10 protein-coding genes are annotated in these 13,988 nt (G+C 55.9%); 4 read left to right on the top strand and 6 right to left on the bottom strand.

The window, feature by feature from the left end:
- Nucleotides 1-10: 10 nt before the first annotated feature.
- The 6 genes from odhB to sdhC form a co-directional block, all read right to left on the bottom strand.
- Nucleotides 11-1,204: a 2-oxoglutarate dehydrogenase complex dihydrolipoyllysine-residue succinyltransferase gene (odhB, locus tag Q5Y71_RS09190; protein WP_306041831.1), complete on the bottom strand. Its 1,194-nt coding sequence runs from the start codon at nucleotides 1,202-1,204 to the stop codon at nucleotides 11-13.
- The gene (locus Q5Y71_RS09185; protein WP_306041829.1) at nucleotides 1,201-4,077 is read right to left on the bottom strand and encodes a 2-oxoglutarate dehydrogenase E1 component; all 2,877 of its coding nucleotides are present in this window, start codon (nucleotides 4,075-4,077) and stop codon (nucleotides 1,201-1,203) included. The genes odhB and Q5Y71_RS09185 overlap by 4 nt, the downstream gene beginning before the upstream one ends.
- 199 nt (nucleotides 4,078-4,276) lie before the next feature.
- Nucleotides 4,277-4,981, bottom strand: coding sequence for a succinate dehydrogenase iron-sulfur subunit (locus Q5Y71_RS09180; protein ID WP_301418408.1), 705 nt, complete (start codon nucleotides 4,979-4,981; stop codon nucleotides 4,277-4,279).
- A 19-nt stretch (nucleotides 4,982-5,000) separates the two neighbouring features.
- Nucleotides 5,001-6,773 (bottom strand): succinate dehydrogenase flavoprotein subunit, encoded by a 1,773-nt coding sequence (gene sdhA / locus Q5Y71_RS09175; protein WP_306041826.1) that lies wholly within the window; start codon nucleotides 6,771-6,773, stop codon nucleotides 5,001-5,003.
- Nucleotides 6,774-6,776: 3 nt separating this feature from the next.
- Complete coding sequence (gene sdhD, locus Q5Y71_RS09170) at nucleotides 6,777-7,151, bottom strand: succinate dehydrogenase, hydrophobic membrane anchor protein (RefSeq protein ID WP_371877019.1); 375 nt, start codon at nucleotides 7,149-7,151, stop codon at nucleotides 6,777-6,779.
- Nucleotides 7,139-7,513 carry a succinate dehydrogenase, cytochrome b556 subunit gene (gene sdhC, locus Q5Y71_RS09165; protein WP_306041822.1) on the bottom strand — a complete coding sequence of 125 codons (375 nt, stop codon included), beginning with the start codon at nucleotides 7,511-7,513 and terminating at the stop codon, nucleotides 7,139-7,141. Before sdhC ends, sdhD begins: the two co-directional genes overlap by 13 nt.
- A gap of 441 nt (nucleotides 7,514-7,954) precedes the next feature.
- Between sdhC and gltA the strand changes: the two genes are divergently transcribed.
- The 4 genes from gltA (at nucleotide 7,955) to Q5Y71_RS09145 (ending at nucleotide 13,986) form a co-directional block, all read left to right on the top strand.
- Nucleotides 7,955-9,244: a citrate synthase gene (gltA, locus tag Q5Y71_RS09160; RefSeq protein ID WP_306041820.1), complete on the top strand. Its 1,290-nt coding sequence runs from the start codon at nucleotides 7,955-7,957 to the stop codon at nucleotides 9,242-9,244.
- Between the two features lie 306 nt (nucleotides 9,245-9,550).
- Nucleotides 9,551-10,087 (top strand): hemerythrin domain-containing protein, encoded by a 537-nt coding sequence (locus tag Q5Y71_RS09155; protein WP_306041817.1) that lies wholly within the window; start codon nucleotides 9,551-9,553, stop codon nucleotides 10,085-10,087.
- A 518-nt stretch (nucleotides 10,088-10,605) separates the two neighbouring features.
- Entirely contained in the window at nucleotides 10,606-12,636 is a 2,031-nt protein-coding gene (locus Q5Y71_RS09150; protein ID WP_306041815.1) for an FAD-dependent oxidoreductase, read from the top strand.
- Nucleotides 12,637-13,986, top strand: coding sequence for a cytochrome c3 family protein (locus Q5Y71_RS09145; RefSeq protein ID WP_306041813.1), 1,350 nt, complete (start codon nucleotides 12,637-12,639; stop codon nucleotides 13,984-13,986).
- Nucleotides 13,987-13,988: the final 2 nt, after the last annotated feature.

Here is a 13,988-nt window from a genome sequence, read left to right as displayed (position 1 = left end):
ACAAGGGCGCTCAGATTTCCAGCAGAATGCGCGCCGGATCTTCGATCATCTCTTTAATTGCCACCAGAAAGCCAACCGCTTCCTTACCATCGATCAGGCGGTGATCGTAAGACAGTGCCAGGTACATCATCGGCAGGATTTCCACCTTACCATCGACTGCCATGGGGCGCTCCTGGATTTTGTGCATACCCAGGATTGCAGTTTGCGGCGGGTTCAGGATCGGGGTGGAAAGCAGAGAGCCGAACACACCGCCATTGGTAATGGTGAAGGTGCCCCCGGTCATCTCTTCAATGGACAGCTTGCCGTCGCGGGCGCGCGTCCCCATATCGCGGATGCTGTTTTCCATATCCGCAAGGCCCATGTTGCCGGTATTGCGTAGAATAGGAACCACCAGCCCTTTTGGGGAGGAGACTGCCACACCGATATCCTGGTAGCCGTGGTAGACGATATCGTCACCATCGATAGAGGCGTTTACCGCCGGGTAGCGCTTCAGCGCCTCCACTGCCGCCTTGACAAAAAAGCCCATAAAACCCAGGCGGGTGCCGTTGTGGACCTTCTCAAACAGCACTTTGTAGTTTTTGCGCAGGTCCATGACCGGCTGCATATTGACTTCATTGAAAGTCGTGAGCATGGCGGTGGACTGACTCGCGTCCAGCAAGCGTTCGGCGATACGTTTGCGCATACGGTTCATGGGTACACGCTTCTCTACGCGCTCACCCGCAGCAACGGCGACTTCAACAGCAGCAACCGGCGCCGCTTCGGCGGGTGTGGAGCCCGCCTTCATCACATCTTCCTTGAGGACCCGCCCGCCTTTGCCGGTGCCCTCCACACCACTCAGGTCAACGCCCTTTTCCGCTGCCATCTTACGGGCAGCGGGCATGGTGATTTTTTCATCGGTAACGGGCACCGCGTCTTTGGCGGCAGGTGCCTCGGCCTGCTCTTCCGCCGGAGCAGCTGCGGCGCCGGCTCCCGGCTCAAACCTGGCGATCACTTCATTGGAGAGCACCGTGTCGCCCTCATTCTTGAGGATCTCGGAAAGGGCGCCATCTGCCGGTGCAACCACTTCCAGTACTACCTTATCGGTTTCAATATCCACGATCAGTTCATCGCGGGACACGGCTTCGCCGGGTTTTTTATGCCAGGTGGCGACAGTGCCGTCCTGGACGGATTCCGGGAAAGTTGGCGCTTTAATCTCGATCGTCATTTTCCTGTTTCCTGAGATTGACTCTGCTTTACTGACTGCCGCCGTTGTTTGACGGTCAGCGCCTCGTTGATGAACTTATTCTGTTCCTCCAGATGCGTGGACATATAGCCCGCCGCAGGTGCCGCTGAGGGCACACGTCCTACATATTCCAGGTCCAGCTTGGGGTGCGTCTCCGCCAGCAGGCGGCGCAGATGGTGCTGGCTGTGGTACCAGGCGCCCTGGTTCATGGGCTCTTCCTGGCACCAGGCGGCACTCTTGATATTTTTGTACACGGAAACCGCTTCCACGAATGCTGCGTCGGGGAAGGGGTACAGCTGCTCGATACGCACCAGGGCCACATCTTCCTGGGTACGCTCCAGACGCGCCTCCAGCAGGTGGTAGTACACCTTGCCGGAACACAGGACCAGACGCTTGATCTTGGCCGGGTCAACGCCCTGATCCTGGATCACCGTGTGGAAATGCCCCTCCGCCAGGGCTTCCAGACTGGAGGTGGCCAGTTTGTGACGCAAAATCCACTTCGGGCTCATAATGACCAGTGGGCGGCGCATCGGGCGGATAGCCTGCCGGCGCAACAGGTGGAAGATCTGCGCTGGCGTAGTGGCATTACACACTTGAATATTGTGCTCGGCACACAGTTGCATAAAGCGTTCGAGGCGCGCCGAGGAGTGTTCCGGACCCTGGCCCTCGTAACCGTGTGGCAGCATCAACACCAGGCCGCACATACGCCCCCACTTGTGCTCACCGGAGGTGATGAACTGGTCGATCACGACCTGGGCACCGTTGGCAAAGTCCCCGAACTGCGCTTCCCATACCACCAGGGATTTCGGCGTGGTGGTGGAATAGCCGTATTCAAAGGCCAGTACCGCCTCTTCCGACAGCAGGGAGTCATAAATATAAAAGGGTGGCTGGTCTTCAAACATGTGCTGCAATGGCACATAGCACTGACCGTCTTTCTGACTGTGAATCACCGCATGGCGGTGGGAGAAGGTGCCACGCCCCACGTCCTCCCCGGTAAAGCGGATCATATAGCCCTGCTCCAGCAGTGTGCCGTAAGCCAAAGTCTCCGCCATGCCCCAGTTCAACGGCAGAGCACCACCAGCCATTCTGCGTCGATCATCGTAAATTTTGGAGACCTGGCGCTGCATCACGATACCGTCGGGCACCGTGGTCATACGGTTCGCCACATCCTGCAGTTTCGGCAGGGCAAAGCCGGTATCGGCAGGCTCCTGCCAGTCGTGACCCAGGTAGGGGCTCCAATCCACAAACATGGAAGCATCCGGCTGTTTTACCAAACCGGTGGCCACATCTTCGCCCGCGTCCAGTTTGTCGCGGTAATCATTGGCCAGCTTGTCTGCCGTCGGTTTGTCCAGGACACCCTGGCTGACCAGCTTTTCCGCAAACAGCGTGCGGGTAGTCTTGTGCTTGCGAATCGCCTGATACATCAGCGGCTGGGTGCCGGAGGGATCATCGGTTTCATTGTGCCCCCGACGGCGATAGCACACCAGGTCGATGACAATGTCTTTCTTGAACTCATAGCGGTAATCCACCGCCAGCAATGCCGCCAACACCACCTTTTCTGGGTCGTCGCCGTTAACGTGCAGCACTGGGGCATCAATCATCTTGGCCGGGTCTGTACAGTACTCGGTGGAGCGTGCGTCCTCACGCTTGCTGGTGGTAAAACCCACCTGATTATTCAGCACGATATGTACCGTGCCACCGGTGTAGAAACCGCGGGTCTGGGACATCTGCAGGGTTTCCTGCACAACACCCTGTCCGGCAAACGCCGCATCACCGTGGATATTGATGGGCATGACCTTCTCGCCAGTGGCATCCTTGCGGCGGTCCTGGCGAGCGCGCACCGAACCGACAACGACCGGGGCGCAGATTTCCAGATGCGAGGGATTGAAAGCCAGTGCCAGATGCACTTCGCCGCCGGGGGTCATCACGTTGGAGGAAAAGCCCTGGTGATACTTGACATCCCCGGAAGTATCCAGGGTCTTCTTGCCTTCAAACTCCTGGAACAGATCCGCAGGATTCTTGCCGAGAATATTGACCAGGGTATTCAAGCGGCCGCGGTGGGCCATACCGATGACGATTTCCTTCACACCATAGGTACCGGAGCGGCGGATCAACGCATCCATCATGGGAATCAGGCTTTCCCCGCCCTCAACTCCAAAGCGCTTGGTGCCTGGATACTTGGAGTCCAGATGGCGCTCAAGGCCCTCCGCTGCAGAGAGGCGCTGCAGGATTTCGATGCGAATATCACTACCGAAATTAGCCCTGGACTGGCTGCGCTCCAGGCGCTGCTGGAGCCACTGCTGCTCTTCGAGGTTGGACAAGTGCATAATCTCAGCACCCAGGTTGCCGCAGTAAGTACGCTCCAGGCTCTCGACAATCTCCCTCAGGGTGGCCTCTTCCTTGCCAATAAAGAGGGTGCCGGTATTGTAGGTGGTGTCGAAATCCCCCTCGGTAAGACCGTGGTAATTCAGCTGCAGGTCGGGCACCTGCTCGCGGGCCATCAGACCAAGTGGGTCCAGAGTGGCTTTTTTGTGACCGCGGTGGCGGTAGGAATCGATCAATTGCAGCACTTTGATCTGTTTGCGCTCGTGCTCCATATTGGCGGAACCGGAGCCGGGCGCCGCAACCGGGCGCGCGCGGTGCCTGCTGAGCAATTCAAAGTGCTGACGCACTGCGGCGTGAGAAACATCATTACTCCCCCCTACGCGGGGGAGACTGTCAAAATAATTGCGCCACTCCTCCGGCACCCCGTTGGCATCGTGCAAATAGGTCTCGTACAGCGACTCCACATAGGTGGCATTGCCCCCGGAGATATGAGAGCTGCGCCACAGCTGCTCCATGGTACTTTCATGCATGTTAATGCCTACCTCAATTGCAGTGGGCTTCTCATCGCGTGAGCCACTACCTTTCCTTTCAGTCACAAAAAGGGAGGCGCCTAAAGCCACCTCCCCTTTTCAATTGAATGCCGGTTTATCGGCTTGGCGTCATTGGATCAGTGCATTACCCGGCCCGGGTCTACAGCGGGCGGGTACTGGCAGGGCGGCCCTGCATCCCCTATACCGCACGAGTCAATAACATGTTGCGAATATGGCCGATGGCGCGGGTGGGATTCAATCCCTTCGGGCATACATTCACACAGTTCTGAATGCTGTGGCAACGGAACACGCTGAAGGGGTCATCCAGGTTGGAGAGCCGCTCCTCAGTAGCCAGATCGCGGCTGTCCGCCAGAAAGCGGTAGGACTGCAGCAGCCCGGCGGGCCCGATAAACTTGTCGGGGTTCCACCAATAGGATGGACAGGCGGTGGAGCAGCAGGCGCACAGAATACACTCGTACAGGCCGTCGAGTTTTTCACGGTCTTGCGGGGACTGCAGGCGCTCAATGGCGGGCGCCGGGGTATCATTTTGCAGGTATGGCTCGATCTTCCTGTACTGCTCGTAGAACTGTTCCATATCCACCACCAAATCGCGGATCACCGGCATGCCCGGCAGTGGCCGCAGCACCAGCTTGCCTTTCGGTGCCGCTTCCGACAAGGGCGTGGTGCAGGCGAGGCCGTTGCGCCCGGAGATATTCATGCCGTCGGAACCGCACACACCCTCGCGACAGGAACGGCGAAAGGACAGAGTGGAGTCTTCGGCCTTGAGCAGCTCCAGCACATCCAGCACCATCAGGTCCTTGCCCTGGGTATCCAGCTCGTAGTCCTGCATATAGGGCGCTTTGTCGGTTTCCGGGTTGTAACGGTAAATACTGACTTTCAACATACTCTATTCCGCTCCCGAATCAGTAGGTGCGAGCTTTTGGTTCAAAGGCTTCCATGGTGGTTGGCGCAAAGTTTACCGCACGCTTGCCAACCCGTTTTTCCACCGGGAAATACAGGGAGTGACACAGCCAGTTCTCGTCGTCGCGCTCCTGGAAGTCTTCGCGCGCATGGGCCCCGCGGCTCTCGGTGCGGGCTTCGGCGGCAATCGCAGTGGCCTCGGCAACCTCGAGCAGATTCTGCAGTTCCAGCGCTTCGATACGGGCGGTATTGAAGGCACGGCTCCTGTCGTCCAGACGCACGTTCTCAATACGCTCGCGCAGACCCGCCAGCTTCTTCACACCTTCCGCCATATAGTCGCCGCGGCGGAATACGCCAAAATGGTTCTGCATCACACCCTGCAGTTCTTTGCGCAGACCGGCGGCCTTTTCACCAGTCTCGCAGGTTTCCAGGCGGTTCAGGCGCGCCAAGGCTGCTTCGATATCCGACTCGGAGGCCTCGCGGTGCTCAATTCCCTCGCGCAGGGCCTTCTCGATAAACAGGCCCGAAGCGCGGCCAAAGACCACCAGGTCCAGCAGGGAATTGCCACCGAGGCGGTTGGCGCCGTGCACCGAGACACAGGCTACCTCACCACAAGCGTAGAAGCCGTCGATGATATGGTCATTGCCGGCCGCGTCCTGGGCCAGGGCCTGGCCGTGCACATTGGTGGGGATACCGCCCATCATATAGTGACAGGTGGGCACCACCGGAATCGGTTCCTTCACCGGGTCCACATGGGCAAACGTTTTGGACAGCTCGCAGATACCCGGCAGGCGGCTGTTGAGCAATTCTTCCCCCAGGTGGTCGAGCTTCAGCAGTACGTGGTCGCCCTCGGGACCACAACCGCGACCCTCGAGGATTTCCAGTATCATGGAGCGAGCCACTACATCGCGGCCGGCGAGATCTTTGGCATTGGGTGCGTAGCGCTCCATAAAGCGCTCGCCATCCTTGTTGATCAGGTAACCACCCTCGCCGCGACAGCCTTCGGTCACCAGTACGCCAGCACCATAGATACCGGTGGGGTGAAACTGCCACATCTCGATGTCCTGCACCGGCATACCCGCGCGCAGGGCCATCCCCACACCGTCACCACTATTGATATGGGCATTGGTGGTGGAGGCGTAGATTCGACCGGCGCCACCGGTGGCAAACACCGTCGCCCTGGATTTGATAAAGACGATCTCGCCATCTTCGATACACAAAGCGATCACACCGACAACCGCGCCGTCCTGATTCTTCACCAGGTCAATGGCAAACCATTCATTCAGAAACTCGGTGTCGTGCCTGATGTTGTTCTGGTAAAGGGTGTGCAGCAGGGCGTGTCCGGTGCGGTCTGCCGCCGCACAGGTGCGCGCGGCCTGACCACCGCGGCCGTAGTCCTTTGACTGACCACCGAACGGACGCTGGTAAATACGGCCCGTTTCGGTACGGGAGAAAGGAAGGCCCATATGCTCCAGTTCAAACACCGCCTCGGGGCCCACAGAGCACATATATTCGATGGCATCTTGATCACCGATGTAATCGGATCCCTTCACCGTGTCGTACATGTGCCAGCGCCAGTCGTCATTCGGGTCGGCACTGGCGATGGCACAGGTGATACCGCCCTGGGCGGACACCGTGTGTGAACGGGTCGGGAAGACCTTGCTGATGACCGCGGTTTTGTAGCCGGAGCGGGCCATCTGCAGTGCCGCGCGCATGCCGGCGCCGCCGCCGCCGATGACAACCCCGTCAAAGGAAATAGTACGCATGTTCGCCATCACTTATACACCCCAGAGAATTTCGATGCCCCATACCGTGTACAACACGGCAACTACCGCCAGAGCGGCTTCCACGAAGAGGCGCAGCACCGTGGCTTTGCCCCCCATCACCCGGTTGGTGATGTAATCGGTGACAACAGACCAGAGCCCGATCCAGGCGTGAATAATGACCGATAGCAGGGCCACCAGACTGAACACACGCATCCAGCGCTGGGCGAACAACTCTGACCAGGCCTGGTAGCCAAAGTCTTTTGTAAGGAAAATAAAGCCGACAATAAACAGGAGATAGGCGATCAGCACCACCGCGGTAATGCGCTGGTACAACCAATCGAAAGTGCCGCTACGGCCAAAACTTGTGACTGTTCTTACCACAACCATACCCCCGCCAGTAGAATCAGGATGACACTCAGCACCAGTACTGTCACAGCGCTGCGGCGGCCACCTTCCAGGCTCTCACCGATGCCCATATCCATCAACAGGTGGCGCACCCCGGCCAGCAGATGGTAAATAAGCGCGGCCAGGGAGGCCCACAGCACGAGCTTGGCAGGGAGGCTGTTGAATACTGCCGCCACATCGGCAAAACCCTGCTCGGATTTCAGGCTGGCATCGAGCATATAGAGCAACAGCGCGACGACAGCAAAAAGCACAACGCCGGAAACGCGGTGCAAAAAGGAAGCCAAAGCGGCAGCGGGAAGCTGAATAGTGGAAAGATCTAGATTGACAGGTCTGTTTTTGTTCACAGGAAAAACACCTTGTTGCCCTGAACGACCGGGCGCCCGTTAGCTTTTCAAAGAAGGGACGAGCCGCTTGCTGATCACTTGGCACTCGACCCGGGTGAGTCTTATACAAAAGTAGCTGTACCGTGGCGCAAGCCGCGCGGATTATAGGCATTCAATAGTCAAAACACAACGAATGTCCGGGAACAGGCCCGCTTTCGGAGTCCTTGCAGACACCCATCCGGGATCACAGGATTTCCGTAGACTTTTATGCCTCCCTCTAGATAAAAGCTCCAGGGAGCCCGCCCTGTTACCGAATATCCTGCCACAATCAGACTGGACGTCCACCCCTTTTGGTTTGACAATTTACGGCCCGACACTTAAGTTTGGCCCCGCTCAAAAGGCTGCCAACACACTAGAATCCTGGGCAAAGGCCGCCAAAGGAACAGTTTTTAGGAGTCCGCAATGTCCGATAAAAAAGCGCTACTCACAGTTGATGGTATTGATGGCGCTATTGAGATGCCCGTTCTCTCCGGCACCCTCGGCCCCGAGGTGGTGGATGTCAGCAGCCTGACCGGCAAGGGCTTGTTCACTTACGACCCGGGTTTCGTATCCACCGCTGCCTGCGAATCCAAAATCACGTTTATCGATGGCGCCAAGGGCCAACTCCTACACCGTGGTTACCCTATTGAGCAACTGGCAGAGCAGTCCGATTATCTGGAGACCTGCTACCTGCTGATGAATGGAGAACTGCCCGACGCCAAGCAGAAAAAAGAATATGTTGACACCATTTTGTCACACACCATGGTGCATGAATCCCTGGTGAGCTTTTTTAAGGGTTTCCGCTACGATGCCCATCCCATGGCCATGATGTGCGGTGTGGTTGGCGCCCTCGCCTCCTTCTACCACGACTCCCTTGATATCAATAATCCGGAGCACCGAGAAATTTCTGCACACCGCCTGATCGCCAAAATGCCCACACTGGCTGCCATGTGCTTCAAGCACTCCAACGGTCAGCCCTTCATGTACCCGGACAACAGCCGCAGCTACGCCGAGAACTTTCTGCACATGATGTTTGGCAATCCCTGTGAATCCAGCAGGATCGATCCAATTGTGGCCAAGGCGATGGATATCATCTTCCTGTTGCACGCTGACCACGAGCAGAACGCCTCCACCTCTACCGTGCGCCTGGCCGGTTCCTCCGGCGCCAACCCCTTCGCCTGTATCTCCTCCGGCATTGCCGCCCTTTGGGGGCCCGCGCACGGTGGTGCCAACGAAGCGGTACTGAACATGCTGCAGGAGATCGGTGACGAAAGCCGTATCGATGAGTTTGTGAAACGCGCCAAAGACAAGAATGACCCTTTCCGCCTGATGGGCTTCGGCCATCGTGTCTATAAAAATTTCGACCCGCGCTCCCGTGTCATGCAGGGTATCTGTGACGAGGTTCTGGGTGCTATGGGTGTCGAGCATGACCCATTGCTGAAGATCGCCAGGAAACTCGAGAAGATCGCCCTTGAGGACGACTATTTTGTGGAAAAGAAACTTTACCCGAACGTGGATTTTTACTCCGGCATTATTATGAAAGCGATCGGCATTCCCACCGATATGTTTACCGTTATTTTTGCTACCGGCCGCACTGCAGGCTGGATTGCCCACTGGAATGAAATGATCTCCAACCCTTACAGGATTGGCCGCCCGCGCCAGCTTTACACCGGCTATACCCAGCGCGACTATATCCCCTTGGATCAACGCTAGATAAGCAGAGAAGAAACCCGGCAGAGCCGGGTTTCTTCTTTTTTCACCAGTACCGAGTACCATGGTTCCAACCCTCTTTTGCGTAAGCAATCACCTCCCAAGCAGAAGTTGTGATACATCTCTCATCTTTCACAACTGAGTAAAATCCGGTCTCCATTCAACCTTAAAGCCTCTGTCATCCAATGTAAAATCCACCACTCCCGGCCAGGGCGAAACAGTGCCAAGCCCACAGAGCACTCCCCCCATCCGCGGAACAACACACTTGCACAACTCACCAATCCATAATCTCTACCAAGGGTATGACACATGCTTAGCTTTCTTTCCGGTATGTTCCGAAGTGACAAGTCGAGAGACAGCGCAGATCTCGAAGAGAGATACACACGCAGCGCCTACTCCAGTGCCAAGGGAAACCGGACTATTTCCTACGACCCCACACTCATCAAGGCCCTGGAAGATGACCACCGGAACCTGGTCGGCATTTTCCAGCGCATCTGGTCAGAGGGGTATGAGCAGCAAAATTATCGCCAGATGTCCCAGTTGCTCACCCAGTTCAAATCCACCTTCCAGGCCCACCTAATCAAGGAAAACGTGCGCTTCTATGTTTACCTGGAGCAGACGCTCGCCGGCGATTCCCACACACTGCAGGTGATCAAGGATTTTCGTTCCGATATGAATGAAATCGCCAATACGGTTGTGCAGTTCTGCAAGCAGTACAATCACGAAGCCTTTACGCCGGAAATGGTTCGAGATTTTAAAATGGACTACCAGAAAATTGGAGAGGCACTAACCCGCCGCACTGCCCTGGAAGAAAAGGAGCTCTACGTGCTTTACCAACCAGCTTGAGGATTGTCCGTGACAAAATCCGGGACGAGCCGTAACGGACACCCGACCCTCTTTTGGAATCAGGCAAAACCTGGCCGCTACGCAACAATGTGTAATATAGAGCCCGACCACTAAAAACTTGTGCAGCCCACAGGGATGGGGCCGCATGCCTTCAATTCCCTTGCCATCACCCTGCGAAATCCATCCAGAATCGCTCACAAATTAACCGAAAAATCCCGCTATACAAAATAAATCGACTATATTTTTCTCCGGCATGAGATCCCCATTTCCCCCAATGCGTGCTGTGACAGCCACAGAGAGCGTTACTGACCACACCAAACTCCCTCAACAGCCTTTTCTGCATCGTTGTCATTCAACACTAGACGTTTATTTAATTTTGTTTAAATATAGAGGAAGTAGAGTTTAAAAAAAAATCTTTCTGTGGGATGTCGGTCTAGTTGGTATTCAGGGATTTGTAGCTTAACAATAAGAATAACCATCGGGCCGGTGGCAAAGCCGAAGGACTTGGGGGGAGGTGTATGACTGAACTAGACAGTTCACCTGTTCAGCAATATTCACCAGATAACACGTACACAAGCAATGACAGCTATCCAATTTACGTTGTTGTGGGCACAGGGCCGGTTGGTGTCCGCTGTGCCCAAAAGCTGTTGGAGTTTTGTGATGAGGTGCAGGTTGTTATCTATGGGGCCGAAACGGAATCACCCTATAACCGGGTAAAACTTTCACAGTATCTGTCCCGCCATGTGGAACGGGCAGAGCTGGACAACCCAATCCTTGGCCAGCGTGACCACAGGCTGGCCGAGTATATCGACCGAAAAATTCTCTCCATTGACCGCACGCACAAAACGGTGACTGATGCGGCGGGAAATACACAGCCTTACACCAAACTGATTCTGGCCACTGGCTCCAATCCGGCCATTCCCCAGATCGCAGGTACCGAACTGCCCACTGTGTACCCCTTTCGCAGCCTGCGCAATACCCACGATTTGATCAACTTGCGCGAGCGGCACGCCGATATTTGTATCGTAGGCGCCGGTGCATTGGGTCTTGAAGCCGCAACCGCATTAAAAACTCCAAAGAACACAGTCACTTTACAGTCGCGGGGATATTTGCTCAGTGGTCTGCTTGGGGAAGAGGGCGAAGCGTTCCTGAAGTCCTCGCTCTCGGCACTCGGTGTCAATCTCGAAATCGGCGACTCGCTGCAGGCAATCGAAGCGGATGGCAAAAAATCCAGGCTGCGATTTGTCAGTGGCAAAACCCTGAGTGTCGACGCTATAGTGCTGTGTACCGGGATTCAGCCCGAAGTGACGCTTGCGCAACAGAGCGGGCTGAAAACACAGCGCGGCGTTGTTGTCAATGAATGGATGCAAACTTCCGACCCCGATATATACGCAGTGGGGGAATGTGCCGAATTTGATCAAAAAATTTACCAATTGGTGCGCCCCGGATATGAGCAGGTGGAGAGCTGCTGCTCCCATATCCGTCGCAATCACGGTGCCCCCCGGTTACAGCGTCCCTATACCGGGAGCTATACCGACATCCAGCTCAAGATTGCCCACATCCCCTGTGCCATTATCGGCGACGTTACTTCGGACAGTATCCACTACCAGCACAATGTACAAAGGTACGCTTACCGCAATCGTTTCAACGGGGTGTATCGCCAACTGTTTATCGGGGATGGACGTATCCTCGGCGCAGTCTATATTGGCAGCTGGAATGAAGCCAACGGCCTGCGCCAGGCTGTGACTGGGCAGGAAAAAGTCAACCAGCGCACCCTCAGGAGCTTTGAAACTACAGGCCGTCTGTTTGCAAAACAGACGGCCACCACTATCAAGTATTTCCCCGATAGCTACCTGGTATGCCAGTGCAACTCCGTGAGTAAAGGGGACCTGTGCAAGGCCATATCCGAGGGCAAGCGCACCTTGAATGAATTGCAGCAGGCCACAACTGCCGGCTCTATATGCGGCAGCTGCCGCCCACTGATGGCGGAGTTACTGGATGCTCCCGCGCCCAATCTGGTGATGCGTCACGCCAGGGGAATACTGATCACATCCGCACTGTCCCTGCTCCTTATTGCGCTGGCATTTTTGATGCCGGCTGCACCGGTTTCCGACACGGTGCAAACAGCCTTTTCCTGGCAAAAACTCTGGTACGACAACTTCTGGAAGCAGGTCACCGGCTACACCATTCTCGTGCTGTGCCTGCTCACAGCAGCACTCAGCGTACGAAAGCGGTGGAAGAAATTCACCATTGGCCATATGGATCACTGGCGCTATGCGCACAGTGTGATTGGTCTGATATCGCTCCTTGCCCTTGTAGTGCACACGGGGTTTCGCCTGGGAGAAAATCTGAACCTGGCACTGATGCTTGTTTTTCTCACCGCGACTGCAACCGGTTCACTTGTCGGTGTGTTTATGGCACGCAACCACCACTGGACAGACCTGAAACTGCGCGAGCATCGCAAGTGGTGGTCCCGTGTCCACTATGCCCTGCTCTGGGCGCTGCCGGTACTGCTCGCCTACCATATTCTTGCGGTTTACTATTTTTAAATGAAATCCTATCAATTTAAATTCTGGCATTATGGCCTGCTGCTGACCTTGGCCGTGGGGTCGCTGGCTGCATATAACCTGGAGGTTGCCGACAAATCCCTGTTCATCACCGGGGAAACGAGCCACGGGCACCACCAGATAGAACTGGACTGTATGTCGTGTCATACCGATGGTTTTGCGGGCGAGGAGGCCATGCAGCAATCGTGCCTGAATTGCCATGCCGAGGAACTGGAACTGGCAGACGACTCCCACCCGCGAAAAAAATTTCTCGACCCGAGAAACGCGCCGCTGTTGGAGACACTCGATGCGCGCCAGTGCGTCAGCTGTCACACCGAGCACAAACCGGAAATTACCCGCGAGATGGGGGTCAGCCTGGCCGGGGACTTCTGTTTTCACTGCCACAGCGATATTGCACAGGAGCGCAGTAGCCATAGAGGCTTTGGTTTCGAAACCTGTGCCAGTGCCGGCTGCCATAACTATCACGACAATAGCACGCTCTACGAAGATTTTCTGACTGACCATGAAGGGCAACCGGATTTGTTGGAGAATGCCCATTTGCCCGCCCGAACCGCGATGCAGATGTGGCTGCGGGAACACCCGCACAAAAAGCCCCTGCAGCCGGAACAAGCCGACCTGGACCTGAATTCAACTTTAGAGATCCGTACAGCATGGGCGCAAAGTGCTCACGCCAGAGCCACTGTCAACTGCAGTCAGTGCCATATCGACAACCAACAGCAATTCAGCAGCCTGGAAGTGGTGGAACAGTGTGCAAGCTGTCACAGCGAACAAAAAAAATCCTTTACCCAGGGCAAACACGGGATGCGCCTGTCCTCCAAACTTTCACACGGGCTTGTTGAGCGCATCGGTGCCATGTCACCGCTGCAGGCAAGAATCCCCATGCAGGCGGATGCATCGGGGGAATTGAACTGCACCAGCTGCCACGACGCCCATTCAGTCAATGTGCACTATGCCGCAGTGGAATCCTGCCTTGGCTGTCACAGCGATGAACACAGTCTGGCTTACCGGGATTCCCCCCATTTCAATATCTGGGAAAACAATCCCAAAAGCGGTCCCAGTTGTGCCAGCTGCCACCTTCCACGGGAAACCCATGTCAAGCAGATCGTTGTTAACCACAATCAGAACCACAATCTGCGTCCCAATGAAAAAATGTTACCTGTCTGCCTGAACTGCCACGGAGCGGAGTTTTCCCTGGCCGCCCTGGCTGATAAAAAATTGATAACACAGAATTTCAAGCACAAGCCCGCGGAGAAGCACCAGACCTTTGATCTGATTCGCGACCGCATTGCGAGAAAGTCCAACAACAAAAAACAGCAAACGAAATCCCAATAGGA

The organism is Microbulbifer sp. 2205BS26-8 (assembly GCF_030731025.1).
Lineage (GTDB): Bacteria > Pseudomonadota > Gammaproteobacteria > Pseudomonadales > Cellvibrionaceae > Microbulbifer > Microbulbifer spongiae.
Note: the sequence above shows the minus strand (reverse complement) of the source record. Positions and strands in the feature narration are given on the sequence as shown.